This window comes from Gemmatimonadota bacterium (genome assembly GCA_026702745.1).
Lineage (GTDB): Bacteria > JAAXHH01 > JAAXHH01 > JAAXHH01 > JAAXHH01 > JAAXHH01.
In genome coordinates, this window is the sequence record JAPPBT010000058.1 from 16527 (window position 1) to 30915 (window position 14389).

The window sequence follows — 14389 nt, forward strand, 5'->3', positions numbered from 1 at the left end:
GAGGAAACATGCCGGCCGGGAGAAGTCTAAGCGCCGCCGGTCGTACCTGGTACGTCCTCGTCGTCACCGTGATGCTGGCCGCCGTCGGTCCCCGGGAATACGCACTCGGACAGGTGGACCGGGCCAGGGCCCTGGAGCATTACGCGGAGGGCGGCCTTCACGAAGCCAGGAACGATCCGGCCAATGCGATCGAATCCTATCTCCAGGCGCTGGAGTACGATTCCACCTCCGCGGAAATCCACACCGCCCTCGCCCGGGCCTACTACCGCGTGACGGAGCGCGACAAGGCACAGCAACACGCCTCGACGGCGGTGGAGCTCGATTCGACGGCCACGGAGTCCTGGTTCATACTCGGCAGGTACCAGGCCGAACTGGGCAGGTACGTGCCGGCCCGGGCCGCTTTCGAGCGGGTCGTCAAGCTGGAACCGGACCATATCGAGGCCCATATCGCCCTTTCCCAGCTGGCGAGCCGGCTGAACGATCCAGATGCCGCGCTTAAGGAACTGGAAACGGTGAGCCGCCTGGCTCCGCGCAATCCCGAATTCCTCTTCAAGCTGGCCGATGTCTACAAGCAGAGAGGGATGTACGACAAGGCGGTCATCGCGTTGCAGAAGGTGCTCGATGACTATCCGGACTCGATACCCGCCCGGGTGGGCCTGACGGAGATTTATGAGCAACGGCGGCAGTGGGACCGGGCCGTCGTCATGTACCGGGAAATCATCGCGCTGGGTCCCGACCGGGAAGCGGCCCTGCGGCACCGGCTCGCGCGCCTCCTGAGGTTCCTCGGCCGGGCGGGCGAAGCGGTCGAGGAGTACCGCGTGCTGCTGGAGCACAACCGGACCTCCCCGGCCCTGTGGGCGGAACTGGGGGAGGCCTACCAGGACCTCGGCGAGGCGGAGCAGGCGCTTTCCACCCTGGGGGAGGGCCTCGAACTGCACCCCGGCTCGGCGGAGCTTCATGGAACGCTGGGCGACGTGCTGCTCGACCAGGACAAGCCGGCGGAAGCCGTAGCGCCGCTGCAGCAGGCGATCGCCCTTGACGAGCGCGAAGTGAGATACCGGATCGGCCTGGGGATGGCCTATCGCGCCACCGGGCGGGCTGAACAGGCCGTGCATGCGCTGAACGAGGGCCTGGGCGTCCTGGGAGACCACCCCGATCTCTACCTGAACCTGGGCTTCGTCTACCAGGAAGAAGGCCTCTTTCCCCTCGCCGTCGCGGCGTACAGGTCGGCCATCGCCGCGGATCCCGCACACGGACGGAGCTGGATTTCGCTGGGATACGCCCTCATGGAACAGGGACAGACGCAGGAGGGCATCGCCGCGTTGCATGAAGGCGTGGAGCAGTTGCCGGACGACGTTACCCTGCGCCTGAACCTGGCGAACGTCTACCTGGACAACGGGATGTACAACCAGGCCATCGACCAGTCGCAGAAGAGCATCGGCATCAACCGCCATGATCCGCGCGGGTGGATCAGCCTGAGCCTGGCCTATCTCCGCCAGGACCAGTTCGCGCAGGCCGAACGCGTGCTCACCCAGGCCCTGTCGATCCTGCCCGATATGCCCGAGTTCTACCTGTACCTGGGCGTGAGTTTCATGTCCCGGGAAGCGTTCGACCAGGCCGGCGAACACTTCCGCAAGGTCGTGGAGCTCAACCCGCAGGACGGAAGAGCATGGGTGAATCTCGGCCTTTCCCATCTGCGCCAGGAAGATTACGAGACCGGCATTCAGGTCCTTCGCGACGGGTTGGAAAAAGCGCCCGGGAACCCCGACCTGTGGTTCTACCTGGGATACGCCCATACCGAGCAGGAGGATTACGAAGAAGCCATCGCAATCACGAAAGAAGCGGTCGAGCGGTTCAACGACCACCACCGCCTCCATTTCCTGCTGGCACAGAACTACGACCAGTCGGGCCAGTTCGAGAAAGCCGTAGCCACCTTCGAGATCGCCCTTGAAATCGATCCCGAAGACATCTACACCCTGAACTACCTGGGATACATCCTGGCCGACCGGGGCCTGCGGCTCGAAGAAGCCAAGGTTATGATTGAAAAGGCCCTCGAGGAAGCCCCGGAAAACGGCGCGTTCCTCGACAGCCTGGGGTGGGTGTACTACCGGCTGGGCGACTACCGGAAAGCGCGGGAGTACGTGGAAAAGGCCCTGCAATACGAAGATACGAGCGCCACGGTGCACGACCATCTCGGGGACATCTACAGCCGGCTCGGCATGCACAGGAGCGCCGAACGTTACTGGAAGCGCGCCCTCGAAATGGAAGACATAACCCCCGAAGAAACCGAAGAGATCCGGCAGAAGCTCCAGGATGCCAGGTAAAGTGCCCGGACGGTTTCGGACACTCGCCTGCCTCGGGCTCCTGCTGCTGTCCTGCCGTCCACCGCCTCCAGCGCCGCCGCCCCTGCCGGTCGAACTGCTGCTCCAGGAGATCGATGCGGCTTCCATGCGCCTTCAGGACTTCCGGGGCAGCGCACGTGTGGAGACTACCTACGCGGACCGCCGGGGCCGCGCGTCCCTCCGTATTCGGTACCTCAGCCCGGCGCAGTTCCGTATCGACGTGCACGGCGCCCTGTTCGAGATCCTCGCCGTCGTACTGATCCACGACCTCCACGTGCGGTTGTACGTGCCCCGGGAAAACACGGTGTTCGAAGGTACGCTCGCGGCGCGCGACGCGTCCATACCCGGACTCGACCTGACGCTGGACGACGTGCACGCCGCCGTGACCGGGACCATAGCGCCCGGCAGGTACCCGGGGTCGTCCGTCACCGACTACCGCCGCGAAGGAAACCTGGCGGTCATCACACTTGGGGTCGAAGGCGGCCGTAGGACGCTGTGGATCGATACGGGCAGCATGACGGTCACGCGCGAGGTGTCGGAATCTCCCGTGAACCACGGGTCCGTCACCCTTTCAGTCACCAGGACCTTCGAACGTTTTCGAAACCGGAACGGAGTCTGGAGGCCGGACCGCGTTCGCATCACCCGTGACGGCCCCGGGGCGGGGACGTTCGAACTGACCTACCGGACCCAGTCGATCAACCGAGGGCTGCGGCCGTCCGACATCGAAGTGCGGCTCCCTGAAACCGTCGTTCGCCGTCCCCCGGAAGAGGCGGGGGCGGTCTTCGAAACCGTGGATGGGACACCGTCACCGGGTACGTCTGATACCCGACAATTCCCTTGACAGCCGTTTGGTATCCCGCCTATATTGCCTGCTCCATTCGTCGGTGATGGTGGGCATAGCTCAGTTGGTTAGAGCGCTAGACTGTGGCTCTGGAGGTCGCGGGTTCGAATCCCGTTGCCCACCCTTAAAACAGGACGCTTTCTACCCGCCCGGACCGGATTCACCGCGCGCCAGGGACTCGACGGTGGCACGACAAGGATTCGATGGTGGCACGCCCGGGTTTTTGGCGGGGAACCGGTTGCCGCGTAAGGGCCGATGAAGCAGGCAAAGGAGACCACCCGGATCTTATGGTGAACGCTACGGACCTGCGCACCGGTATGACCATAAGGATCGATGGATCCATTTATGCCATCACGGGTTGCGAACACATCAAACCGGGCAAGGGAACGGCCTTCTCGCGCACCCGCCTGAAGCATATCCACACCGGGGCCGTGATCGAGAAGACCTACAAAGCCTCGGACAAGCTGGAAGACGTGCGGGTGGAACGGCGCAAGGCCCAGTTCCAGTACACCGACGGCGACATGTACTACATGATGGACCTGGAGACCTACGAACAGGTGCCGGTAGGCGCGTCAATCATCGGCGACAACAAGGATTACATCAAGGACAGCATGACACTCGAACTGCTCACCGCGGACCAGGGCGTCGTGGGCATCGAAATGCCGAATTTCATCGAGCTGGAAGTGACGCAGACCGATCCGGGTATACGCGGCGATACCGCGACGGGAGGCACCAAGCCGGCCACGCTCGAGAGCGGCGCCGTGGTGCAGGTCCCGCTGTTCATCAACCCCGGCGACGTGCTGCGCATCGATACGCGGTCCCGCGAATACGTGGAGCGGGTGTAACCGCCCTTCCGAGGAGCCTGACATGGGAATCGATGAGGTGCTCAAGCTGATCGAATCGCTGCGGGATACGGACATCCAGGAAGTCGAGGTGGCCGAGGGCGACCGCAAGATCAGGATCGTACGCATGACGCCCGGCGCGACCGCGACCGCCGTCCCCGCGCCCGTTGCGGACCCGCACGTACAGGCCGCCGCACCGCCCGCGGAACACGTGCAGCAGGACGACGGCCGGGCAGACTCCGCGGACAATACCTACGTCGAGGTGACCTCGCCCATGGTGGGCACCTTCTACCGGTCACCCGAGCCCGACGCCGAACCCTTCGTTCAGGAGCAGGACCGGATCAGCTCCGGCCAGCAGCTGTGCATCATCGAAGCCATGAAGCTGATGAACCCCATCCAGTCCGAATTGAACGGGCGCGTGATGGCCATCCTGGTGGAAGACGCCCAGCCCGTCGAGTACGGCCAACCGTTGTTTCTGATCGAACCGGCATAGGAAGCGATGTTCCAGAAGATCCTCATCGCCAACCGCGGCGAGATCGCCCTCCGCGTCATCCGCTCGTGCAAAGAGTTGAACATCGCGACGCTGGCCGTCCACTCCGAAACGGACCAGGACTCCCTCCATGTCCGCTTCGCCGACGAGGCGGTCTGCATCGGCAGCAACGCGCCGAACGACAGCTACCTGAACATACCCCGCATCATCAGCGCGGCGGAAATCATGAACGCCGACGCCGTGCATCCCGGATACGGTTTTCTGTCCGAGAACCCCCACTTCGCCGAGGTTTGCGAATCCTGCGACATCGCCTTCATCGGACCGCCGTCCAGGGCCATCCGCCTCATGGGCGACAAGGCCGAAGCGCGAAAGACGGTGGCGGCGTCTGAAGTCCCCACCATACCGGGCACGGAGGACGTCGTCTCCGACGAGGACGCCGCGGTAGAGGCATCCGGCGAGGTCGGGTTTCCCCTGGTCATCAAGGCCTCCGCCGGGGGAGGCGGACGGGGTATACGCATCGTCCGCGACGCGAACGAGTTGCGCGAAGCCTTCCGCCTGGCTTCACGGGAGGCCCAGAACGCCTTCAACAACCCCGCGCTGTACCTGGAGAGGTATATTGAAAAGGCCCGGCATATCGAGGTGCAGGTACTGGGCGACCGGCACGGCCAGGTCGTCCACCTCGGCGAGCGAGACTGTTCGATCCAGCGGCGCAGGCAGAAGCTCATCGAAGAGTCGCCGTCCCCCTTTGTCGATGACGAGCTTCGTACCGGGCTGGGAGAGGCGGCGCTGCGCGCGGCGCGGGCGATCGACTACGAAAACGCGGGCACCGTCGAGTTCCTCGTGACCGAGGACCGCCAGTTCTACTTCATGGAGATGAACACGCGCATCCAGGTGGAACACCCCGTGACGGAAATGGTCGTTTCACAGGACCTCGTAAAGGAACAGATCCGTGTCGCCGCGGGCCATCCCCTCGGATTCGCGCAGGAAGACGTGCAAATGCGGGGACACGCCATCGAATGCCGGATAAACGCCGAGGACCCTGACCGGAACTTCATGCCCTCCACGGGCGAGATCACGAGTTTCCACACGCCGGGCGGATACGGGGTACGGGTGGACAGCCACGTGTACGCCCAGTACGTCGTCACGCCCTTCTACGACTCCATGCTGGCTAAACTGATCGTATGGGGCATGGACCGGGAGGAAGCGATGACCCGGACCGAGCGGGCCTTGGAGGAGTTCATCGTCGAGGGCATCAACACGACAATACCGTTCCACCAGTTTATGCTGAAGCATCCGACCTTCCGTTCCGGGGAGGCGGATACGGACTTTGTTGAATCCTTGAGTACCCTGACTTGACGAATTGACCGGCAGCGACGGCCCGCATCGGCCCCGTGCGCCGGAGAAAGGAACGCATGAACACGCCCTCAGATCTCCGCTATTCGGCCGAACACGAGTGGGTACGCCTGGAGGGCGACATCGCCACCGTCGGCATCACGGACTTCGCGCAGTCCGAACTCGGCGACATCGTTTTTGTGGAGCTGCCTTCGGAAGGCGACCCCGTGGCCGAGATGGGCGTATTCGGGGCGGTGGAAGCCGTGAAGACCGTGTCGGACCTCTACAGTCCGATGGGCGGGACCGTGACGGAGGTCAACGACGACCTGGAAGACAATCCCGAAGCGGTCAACCAGGACCCCTATGGCGACGGTTGGATGATCCGGTTGAAGGTGGACGATGCGGGCGCCTTCACCAGCCTGATGACCGCCGAGGACTACAGGTCCTTCGTCGGCGCCTGAGAGGGTGCGGATTACCGTTCCTTCGCTGGTGCGCGAGGCGGCCGCAGACCATCACTCCTTCGCCGGCGCCTGAAGCGGCCGACCCCTGCGGAGCATCCATGACGTACATCCCCAACACCGACGCCGACCGCCAGGCCATGATGAAAGCCATCGGCATCGGGTCGGTCGAAGAACTGCTGACCGTCGTCCCGGACGACGTCCGGCTCGACCGCCCCCTGGACCTTCCGCCCGCCCTGTCGGAACTCGAACTCCACGATACGATGGGCGAGATGGCCGCCCGCAACGGTTCGGCGGACCGGATGGCATCCTTCGTGGGCGGCGGCATGTACGATCACTTCGTACCCAGCGCTATCGGCCACCTGGCCGGCCGCTCTGAGTTCCTGACCTCCTACACGCCCTACCAGCCGGAAGTAAGCCAGGGCACGCTCCAGGGTATTTACGAGTTCCAGACGATGATCTGCGAATTGACGGGCCTGGAGGTAGCCAACGCCTCTATGTACGACGGCGCCTCGGCGACGGCGGAAGCGGCCATGCTGGCCCGGTCGGCCACTGGGCGCGACCGCGTGATCCTCGCGGGCAGCGTGCACCCTCATTACGTCGAGACGGTGCATACCTACGCCCACGGGCCGGGCATCGAGGTGGAAACGCTGCCCTGCCCGAACGGCACGCTGGATCCCGACCTGCTGAAGCCGGCTCTGACCGACGACACAGCCTGCGTGATCGTCCAGCATCCCAATTTTTTCGGCTGCCTGGAATCCATGGGCGACCTGGAACGGGTCGTGCACGGAGCGGGCGCCCTCCTGGTCATGGCCGTGGACCCGATCTCCCTCGGGGTCATCGAGTCTCCTGGCGCCTACGGCGCGGACATCGCCGTGGGAGAGGGGCAGGCCCTGGGCAACCAGGTGAGTTTCGGTGGACCGGCCCTGGGGTTCTTCGCGGCGCGGGACCGCTTCGTCCGGCGCATGCCCGGGCGCATCGCGGGGCAAACCGTCGACCAGGAGAACCGACGGGGGTTCGTCCTTACGCTGCAGGCCCGCGAACAGCATATCCGGCGGGACAAGGCGACGTCGAACATCTGCACCAGCCAGCAGCTCAACGCCCTGATGGCGACCATCTACCTGTCATTGATCGGGAAAGAGGGGTTGAAGCAGGTGGCGGAGCTGTGCCTTCACAAGAGCCACTACGCGGCGGCGCGGATCGCGGACCTGCCCGGTTACGAACTCGCCTTCGACCGGCCGTTCTTCAAGGAATTCGTGGTACGGACGCCGGCCGCCCCCGGCGAAATCATAACCCGGCTCGCAGGCGATGGGCTGCTGGCCGGCATTGACCTGGGACGCTTCCCGTCACTGGAGACCGAAGACGGCCTGCTGATCGCGGTGACGGAGCGGCGGACGCGTGCCCAGATCGACCGGCTGGTCGAATCGCTGGGACGATTCAGTTGAGTTTCGCCGGCTGCGGGCAGTCCAGTCAGACTCGCGAGCGCAGTACCTGCTGAATATGAGAAAGACGCATCCTGAAAGGTCGTAGATTGTCGGAACCGCTTATATTTGAACTGAGCTCTCCCGGACGAAGTGGCGTCTCGCTGCCCGCGCCGGACGTGCCCGTCAAGCCGGTTGCGTCGTACCTGCCCGAAGCGGACCTCCGCGGCACGCCGCCCGAGTTGCCCGAAGTCAGCGAGGTCGACGTCGTCCGCCACTATACCCGGCTGTCCACCCTGAACTATCATCCGGACCGGGCCATGTACCCCCTGGGTTCGTGCACCATCAAGCACAACCCGAAGGTCAACGAGGACATGGCGGCATTGCCGGGGTTCGCGCGGTTGCACCCCATGCAGCAGGACGAGACCTGCCAGGGCGGTCTTCAGCTGATGTACGAGCTTTCGAGAGACCTCGCGGAGATCGCCGGTTTGGAAGGGGTCACGCTGCAGCCTGCGGCGGGGGCCCACGGCGAACTGACCGGCCTGATGATCATGCGGGCCTATCACGAAGCGCGCGGACATGCCCGGCGCAAGGTCATCATCCCCGATTCGGCCCACGGCACCAACCCGGCCAGTGTCACCCTGGTGGGCTACGAAACGGTGCAGATCCCGACCAATGCCCACGGGCTCGTAGACACCGGCCGGCTGGCGGAGCTGATCGACGAGGAGACGGCCGCCTTCATGCTCACAAATCCGAACACGCTGGGGCTCTTCGAATCGGAGATACGCACCATCGCGGACATCGTCCACAACGCCGGGGCGCTGCTCTACATGGACGGGGCAAACCTCAACGCGGTCCTCGGCATAACCCGGCCCGGCGACATGGGGTTCGACGTCGTCCACTTCAACCTGCACAAGACCTTTTCCACGCCCCACGGGGGCGGCGGACCGGGAGCGGGACCCGTGGGCGTGCGGAGCGACCTCGTCCGGTTCCTGCCGACACCTGTGCCGGTGAAGGACGGCGACGGGTACCGGTTCGACTTCGACCGGCCGGATTCCATCGGCCGCGTCCGCGGTTTCGGCGGCAGCTTCGGCATGATGGTCCGGGCTTACGCCTATATCCGGGCCAACGGTCCCGACGGGTTGCGCCAGGTGAGCGAGAACGCCATCCTGAACGCCAACTACATCATGCGGCGCCTGGAAAAACGCTACCCCCGCACCGTCCTCGTCCACGGCACCCAGAAGGAGACCCCGATTCCCGCCGAAGTGCCCTGCCAGCACGAGTTCGTGGCCTCCGGCACCCGGTTCCGCGCCCACGGCGTCCGGATGCTGGACATCGCCAAGCGCCTGCTCGACTACGGTTTCTACGCACCGACGATCTACTTCCCACTCATCGTGCCCGAGGCAGCCATGGTCGAACCCACCGAGACCGAGAGCAAGGAGTCCATCGACCGGTTCATCGATGCCATGACGGCCATCGCCGAAGAAGTGGAGAACGACCCGGAACTGGTCCGGAACGCCCCCCACACCACGCCGGTCGGCCGCCTCGACGAGGCGCGCGCCGCCCATCCGAAGACCCTGAACTTGCGGTACCGGAAGTCGCTGGCGGAGTAGGGCCGATCCATCCTCAGCCGGCCATCATCCGGTCGTAGGCCGCTTTTGCGGCAACGGATATCTCCACCGAGTCCTTCTCCCAGTATGCCTCCCGGAAGATCTCGACCGACAGGGCACCCGCAAAGCCTTTCTCCCGCAATACGCCCATCATGTCCTTCAGGGGAAGCACGCCTTCGCCCATGTAGACGCGGTGCTGGTCGGTCAGGTCGGCCGGCGGCAGGTCCTCGCAGTCGTCAACGTGGACGATCAGCAGCAATTCGGTGGGGATAGCCCGAATGTCGTCGAGCGGTACGCCCGACTTGTAGTAGTGGAAGAAGTCCACCATCAGTCCCAGGCTGTCGTGCCCGGCTCTATCGATCACCTCCAGGGCTTCGCGGGATCCCGGGATGAAGGGATGTCGCCCAAGGGGCTCGATGGCGATCTTCACGCCGTGGGCGGCGGCGCGTTCGGCGTAGTCGCGGGCCGTGGCGGCCATGGTATCGTAGGCCTCATACCGATCCATGCCGTCGGGCGGCGCGTCGGCGCAGACGAGGAGGACGGGGCAGTCGATGGCCGCGGCCACCGCTGCCGCGCGCTCGATGGCCTGAAGCTGCTCCTGGTTGTCGGAGAACCCCACCAGCCCGTAGGGACAGAGCGAGGCCGCGCGAAGCCCGTGAGCATCCAGACGTGCCTTCAACTCGGCGGTATCGTGGGTTTCCAGGTACGCATCGAGCTTCCTGGACCAGATCTCCACGGCGTCGAACCCCGCCTCCGCCGCGGCTTCCAGGTCCTGCTCGAGCGTATAGGGCATGGTCGTCGCACCGTTGATGCAGGAATACATGGTGTGTCCCGCTTCCTTCGTATTTTGAACCTGGGCTTGAGCGTCCGCGCTTCGGGCCACTACTTGAATACGATCATTCACGGCCTTCGCTCCCAAACGCCTTCAGTCACTTATGCATAGGTACCTCGTACATTTCGATTGTCAACCGATCTGTGCAGCGCCGTGTTGGCGGCGCGCGGATGAAGCTCTGGCGGTGCGCGGATGAAGCTCTGGCGGTGCGCGGGCGGTGCACGGACGTCCCGCCAACGGAGTGCCGGCAGCGTATAATTGTCCGGTTTTGTCAGCCGTTTTTTCTTGACCTTCCGTTTGCATACCGCATACAATGAACTGTAAGATCTAACGGTCTCGAGGGGCGGGTCTTATGACTCGCCCTTTTGTTGTTTGTGGACCCGGGACCTGGCCTCGATTTCACATTAGAATCGGCCATCCGGGTATATACGAGGGAGATAGAAGCCAAGATGGCCGTTCGCATTCTCGTAGGCGCAGCCTGGGGCGACGAAGGCAAGGGCAAGATCGTCGATTTTCTAAGTGAGCAGGCCGACATCGTCGTGCGGTTTCAGGGCGGGGCCAACGCCGGGCACACCGTCCAGATCGGAGACCAGGAGTACATCCTCCACCTGATTCCCGTGGGCATTCTGCGGCCGGAAAAGGCCTGCGTCATCGGCAACGGCACCGTGATTGATCCCGAAGCGCTGATGGAAGAGATCGAGATGCTCGGTTCGCACGGCATCGACGTGGAGGGACGCCTGTTCATCAGCCATAACGCCCATCTCATCATGCCGTATCACAAGCTGATCGACCGGGTCGGAGAGGAGCAGAGGCAGGAAGAGGAGCGTATCGGTACCACGGGCCGGGGCATCGGGCCGGCTTACGCGGACAAGGCCGCCCGCAAGGGCATACGCATCGTCGACCTGCACGACCACGGCGTGCTCAAGGAGAAGCTGCAGCGGAACATCGAGGAGGTAAACAGGATCCTCGACGCCATCTACCAGGCCGAAGCGCTCGACGCGGACCGGATCATCGAGGAATACCTGGCTTTCGCCCGGCAGATCGGTCCATACGTGATCAACACCTCGGAATACCTGAACGACGCCATTGACGCCGGCAAGGAGATCCTCTTCGAGGGCAGCCAGGGCACGCTTCTGGACGTGGACCACGGGACCTACCCCTACGTCACGTCCTCCAATACGACCACGGGCGCCGCCTGCATGGGGGCCGGCGTCGGCCCCACGCGCATCGACGAGGTCATCGGCGTGGCCAAGGCCTACACCACCCGGGTGGGGAACGGACCCTTCCCCACGGAGTTTCCCTCCCGTTGGGGCGACGAGTTCCGGCGCATGGCGGGCGAGTTCGGCGCCACGACAGGCCGCCCTCGGCGCTGCGGCTGGTTCGACGCCATGGTCGTTCGCTACGCCGTCATGGTTAACGGCATCGACAGCCTGGCGCTCGCCCGGCTCGACACGCTGGACAGTCTCCAGACGCTGCGGCTGTGCGTGGGCTACCGGCTGAACGGCGACGTAATCCCCCATCTGCCCAGCGACGCGAACGTCCTCGCCCGGTGCGAACCGGTCTACGAGGAGATGGAGGGCTGGGACCGGCCCACCGGGCACATCCGGACCTGGAGCGATCTTCCGGTCAAAGCCCGGGCCTATATCGAACGGGTTTCGGAACTGGTGAAGACCGACGTGAAAATCGTCTCCGTCGGATCGCACCGGGACGCGACCATATTCATGTAGAGTTCTCTCGGGTCCTCCGCATTTAGAACTTGCGCAGGTTTGCCGCAAATTGGTTGACCTTCGGGGCGAAACCGCTTATCTTGCTTCGCCTGCGAGGGCGCGTAGCTCAGTTGGCAGAGCAACAGACTTTTAATCTGTGGGTCGAAGGTTCGATTCCTTCCGCGCTCATGGATGCACCGCTAGCTCAATTGGCAGAGCAACTGACTCTTAATCAGTGGGTTCGGGGTTCGATTCCCTGGCGGTGCACTGCCCTCTCCCGGTCGCACCTGCGTCTTCAAACACGGGTGGATTTGACAGGGAAGGGCAAATGTCCTACCTTCTTTGACATGGGGGTGAAAGGATTCGACGGGAGTGGATGCGGTGGGAATCGCGTGCCGAGGTCCCCGATAACCTCGTTAAACCATTGGGAACAAAATTAACTGCAGACGAACCTTCGTATGCAATGGCTGCCTAACATCTGTTAGCGCAACCCGTTTTTGATCAGCCCCGCCTGCGGGATGGTCAAAAGCGACGATAAAGCAGGCTGGCCGGGCGTCGCGCCTCAGGGCGCCAGGCGAGACTCAACTGAGGCTGGTTCCGGTTAAATCCTGCCTGCTGGAGTTCTCCGGAACGAGACCAAAAAACAGGCTATGCATGTAGACGTTCCCGCTTAGGCACTTCCGGACGGGGGTTCGATTCCCCCCACCTCCATCATCATTTATAACCACCTTAAAAAGTAATATACTTGCCGGTCTCCGGTTCCAGACGAAAGAAGAGTCCGAGATGATTCCAGCCATACGAAATCAGGCTGACTCGCTAAGAAGCCTGTGCCTGGACTACGACGTACAGCGTCTTGAACTATTCGGATCAGCCACCACTTCATCCAAACTACATGATATCGGTGATCTGGATTTCCTGGTAGAGTTTCAGCCGAAAGCACTAGAGACATATGCTGACAACTACTTCGGACTGTTGGAAGATTTGCAGCGACTATTTGGGAAGCCCGTGGATCTGGTAGTCGGTTCAGCAGTTAAGAATCCTTATCTCTTGCAATCGATAGACCGGACGAAAACACTTGTCTATGAAGCTTGAGACCAAGAAGTTATTGTTCGACATTCATCGAGCCGCCTTGCTGGTTCGAGAGTTTACGCTGGACAAGAGGTATGAGGATTATACACGAGATTCCATGGTGCGTGCCGCTGTAGAGCGGCAATTCGAGATCATCGGCGAGGCAGTTAAGCAACTCGCCCAAATCGATAGCCACGTTACCTCTAAAATCAGCGACTTCCAACGCATTATCTCCTTCCGCAATGTCCTGATCCATAACTATGCCGACGTAGACAGTCGGCTGGTGTGGGACGTCGTTGAGACTAAACTTCCTACCCTGATCCATGAAGTGGAAACTCTAATATCAGAGCCTTCCGAATGAACTGTCCTGGTGTTTTAAAGCAGAACGCTAGTATAGATCGACCTGCTATGTAGAAATACTGAGTCGTTGATATACCAATACGAAATGGAGATGACGATAGTGACGCAAGACTGGGAACGGATTTTCGACACATGGGCGCAACCACCTTCAAAAACGGAAGTACAGCGCTCTGAGAACGCAGTTAGGAGCATCCATAATGCGATCGGTCACAGTTCAAAGCTGAATCAACAGAGATTGAAGGTCTTTACCCAAGGATCCTATCGCAATCGAGTCAACGTTCGTCACGACAGCGACGTTGACATTGGCGTTATGCTCTACCAGTACTTCCTATGGCAGATCCCAGAAGGTAAAACACCGGCCGATTATGGCATCAGAATTGCAGATTATACTTTTGCACAGTTCAAGGATGATCTCGAAGACGCCCTGGTCGCCCACTTCGGTAGAGCAGCCGTTACGCGTGGGAACAAGGCATTCAATATCAGGGAAAACTCTTATCATGTAGAGGCTGACGTTGTACCGCTCTTCGAGTTCAGAAGGTATTGGGAAGACGGGCATTACCGGGCCGGTGTTGCCTTACTGACAGACAAAGATAGCCGAAGAATTGAGAACTTCCCTGAGCGCTTGGTAGAATACTGGCCGTCAACGCCTTTGCACTACGAGAATGGCGTAACTAAGAACGATGAAACCGTCCGGCGCTTCAAAGGGATCGTACGCATACTTAAGAGTTTACGGAACACGATGGATGACGCTGGTTCCCAATCGGCGAAGGCTATACCTGGTTACCTGTTGGAGTGTATGACTTGGAATGTGCCGAATACTTGTTTTTCTGGTTCCACATGGGATACACGCGTTCAAGCTGTGTTGAGGCACCTCTGGATCAGTACTAACGACGCTACGAAGTGTGAGTCATGGTGTGAAGTGGATGCGATTAAGTACCTCTTTCGTTCTTCACAGCCATGGACACGTGAGGCCGCGCATACCTTCATCAATGAAGCATGGACCTTTGTCGGGGTTCGGTCATCGTGAAGCTTGAGCGACGCCACATAACTGCATTTTTGGGTCTGGCAGCCTTAGTCTGGTGGCTTG

At 61.9% G+C, this 14389-nt stretch carries 13 protein-coding genes, 3 tRNA genes and 1 other RNA gene; 16 read left to right on the plus strand and 1 reads right to left on the minus strand.

Going from position 1 to position 14389, the window contains the following annotated elements; translation table 11 throughout:
• Positions 1-8: 8 nt before the first annotated feature.
• The 9 genes from OXH56_08855 (at position 9) to gcvPB (ending at position 9339) form a co-directional block, all read left to right on the plus strand.
• Positions 9-2324 (plus strand): tetratricopeptide repeat protein, encoded by a 2316-nt coding sequence (locus tag OXH56_08855; GenBank protein ID MCY3555418.1) that lies wholly within the window; start codon positions 9-11, stop codon positions 2322-2324.
• Positions 2314-3183: a hypothetical protein gene (locus OXH56_08860; GenBank protein ID MCY3555419.1), complete on the plus strand. Its 870-nt coding sequence runs from the start codon at positions 2314-2316 to the stop codon at positions 3181-3183. The genes OXH56_08855 and OXH56_08860 overlap by 11 nt, the downstream gene beginning before the upstream one ends.
• Before the next feature lie 49 nt (positions 3184-3232).
• Positions 3233-3306, plus strand: a tRNA-His gene (locus tag OXH56_08865).
• Between the two features lie 164 nt (positions 3307-3470).
• The gene (efp, locus tag OXH56_08870) at positions 3471-4028 is read left to right on the plus strand and encodes an elongation factor P (protein ID MCY3555420.1); all 558 of its coding nucleotides are present in this window, start codon (positions 3471-3473) and stop codon (positions 4026-4028) included.
• 22 nt (positions 4029-4050) lie between these two features.
• On the plus strand, positions 4051-4518 hold the full coding sequence (gene accB / locus OXH56_08875; GenBank protein ID MCY3555421.1) for an acetyl-CoA carboxylase biotin carboxyl carrier protein: 468 nt from the start codon (positions 4051-4053) through the stop codon (positions 4516-4518).
• Positions 4519-4524: 6 nt separating this feature from the next.
• Positions 4525-5871 (plus strand): acetyl-CoA carboxylase biotin carboxylase subunit, encoded by a 1347-nt coding sequence (gene accC / locus OXH56_08880; protein ID MCY3555422.1) that lies wholly within the window; start codon positions 4525-4527, stop codon positions 5869-5871.
• 56 nt (positions 5872-5927) lie between these two features.
• Positions 5928-6308, plus strand: a complete 381-nt coding sequence (gene gcvH, locus OXH56_08885; GenBank protein ID MCY3555423.1) for a glycine cleavage system protein GcvH — start codon at positions 5928-5930, stop codon at positions 6306-6308.
• A 98-nt stretch (positions 6309-6406) separates the two neighbouring features.
• Complete coding sequence (gcvPA, locus tag OXH56_08890) at positions 6407-7750, plus strand: aminomethyl-transferring glycine dehydrogenase subunit GcvPA (GenBank protein ID MCY3555424.1); 1344 nt, start codon at positions 6407-6409, stop codon at positions 7748-7750.
• A gap of 86 nt (positions 7751-7836) precedes the next feature.
• Positions 7837-9339: an aminomethyl-transferring glycine dehydrogenase subunit GcvPB gene (gcvPB, locus tag OXH56_08895; protein ID MCY3555425.1), complete on the plus strand. Its 1503-nt coding sequence runs from the start codon at positions 7837-7839 to the stop codon at positions 9337-9339.
• Positions 9340-9352: 13 nt separating this feature from the next.
• On the opposite strand, the gene OXH56_08900 is transcribed toward gcvPB, so the two are convergent.
• Positions 9353-10240 (minus strand): sugar phosphate isomerase/epimerase, encoded by an 888-nt coding sequence (locus tag OXH56_08900; protein ID MCY3555426.1) that lies wholly within the window; start codon positions 10238-10240, stop codon positions 9353-9355.
• Positions 10241-10617: 377 nt separating this feature from the next.
• On the opposite strand from OXH56_08900, the gene OXH56_08905 reads away from it, so the two are divergent.
• The 7 genes from OXH56_08905 (at position 10618) to OXH56_08935 (ending at position 14329) form a co-directional block, all read left to right on the plus strand.
• The gene (locus tag OXH56_08905; GenBank protein MCY3555427.1) at positions 10618-11895 is read left to right on the plus strand and encodes an adenylosuccinate synthase; all 1278 of its coding nucleotides are present in this window, start codon (positions 10618-10620) and stop codon (positions 11893-11895) included.
• 95 nt (positions 11896-11990) lie between these two features.
• Positions 11991-12063: transfer RNA gene (locus tag OXH56_08910), tRNA-Lys, on the plus strand.
• Between the two features lie 5 nt (positions 12064-12068).
• Positions 12069-12141 (plus strand) — tRNA-Lys (locus OXH56_08915).
• Positions 12142-12223: 82 nt separating this feature from the next.
• Positions 12224-12588: a transfer-messenger RNA gene (gene ssrA / locus OXH56_08920) on the plus strand.
• 69 nt (positions 12589-12657) lie between these two features.
• The gene (locus OXH56_08925; protein MCY3555428.1) at positions 12658-12966 is read left to right on the plus strand and encodes a nucleotidyltransferase domain-containing protein; all 309 of its coding nucleotides are present in this window, start codon (positions 12658-12660) and stop codon (positions 12964-12966) included.
• Positions 12956-13303, plus strand: coding sequence for a DUF86 domain-containing protein (locus tag OXH56_08930; protein ID MCY3555429.1), 348 nt, complete (start codon positions 12956-12958; stop codon positions 13301-13303). Before OXH56_08925 ends, OXH56_08930 begins: the two co-directional genes overlap by 11 nt.
• A 90-nt stretch (positions 13304-13393) precedes the next feature.
• Positions 13394-14329 (plus strand): nucleotidyltransferase, encoded by a 936-nt coding sequence (locus OXH56_08935; protein MCY3555430.1) that lies wholly within the window; start codon positions 13394-13396, stop codon positions 14327-14329.
• Positions 14330-14389: the final 60 nt, after the last annotated feature.

Excerpts from the sequence above, each read along its gene's own strand:
- OXH56_08905 (MCY3555427.1), top strand. The coding sequence starts at position 10,618 with ATGGCCGTTCGCATTCTCGTAGGCGCAGCCTGGGGCGACGAAGGCAAG.
- gcvPA (MCY3555424.1), top strand. The coding sequence starts at position 6,407 with ATGACGTACATCCCCAACACCGACGCCGACCGCCAGGCCATGATGAAA.
- gcvH (MCY3555423.1), top strand. The coding sequence starts at position 5,928 with ATGAACACGCCCTCAGATCTCCGCTATTCGGCCGAACACGAGTGGGTA.
- accB (MCY3555421.1), top strand. The coding sequence starts at position 4,051 with ATGGGAATCGATGAGGTGCTCAAGCTGATCGAATCGCTGCGGGATACG.
- OXH56_08860 (MCY3555419.1), top strand. The coding sequence starts at position 2,314 with ATGCCAGGTAAAGTGCCCGGACGGTTTCGGACACTCGCCTGCCTCGGG.
- OXH56_08930 (MCY3555429.1), top strand. The coding sequence starts at position 12,956 with ATGAAGCTTGAGACCAAGAAGTTATTGTTCGACATTCATCGAGCCGCC.
- accC (MCY3555422.1), top strand. The coding sequence starts at position 4,525 with ATGTTCCAGAAGATCCTCATCGCCAACCGCGGCGAGATCGCCCTCCGC.
- OXH56_08855 (MCY3555418.1), top strand. The coding sequence starts at position 9 with ATGCCGGCCGGGAGAAGTCTAAGCGCCGCCGGTCGTACCTGGTACGTC.
- OXH56_08935 (MCY3555430.1), top strand. The coding sequence starts at position 13,394 with ATGACGATAGTGACGCAAGACTGGGAACGGATTTTCGACACATGGGCG.
- OXH56_08925 (MCY3555428.1), top strand. The coding sequence starts at position 12,658 with ATGATTCCAGCCATACGAAATCAGGCTGACTCGCTAAGAAGCCTGTGC.
- efp (MCY3555420.1), top strand. The coding sequence starts at position 3,471 with ATGGTGAACGCTACGGACCTGCGCACCGGTATGACCATAAGGATCGAT.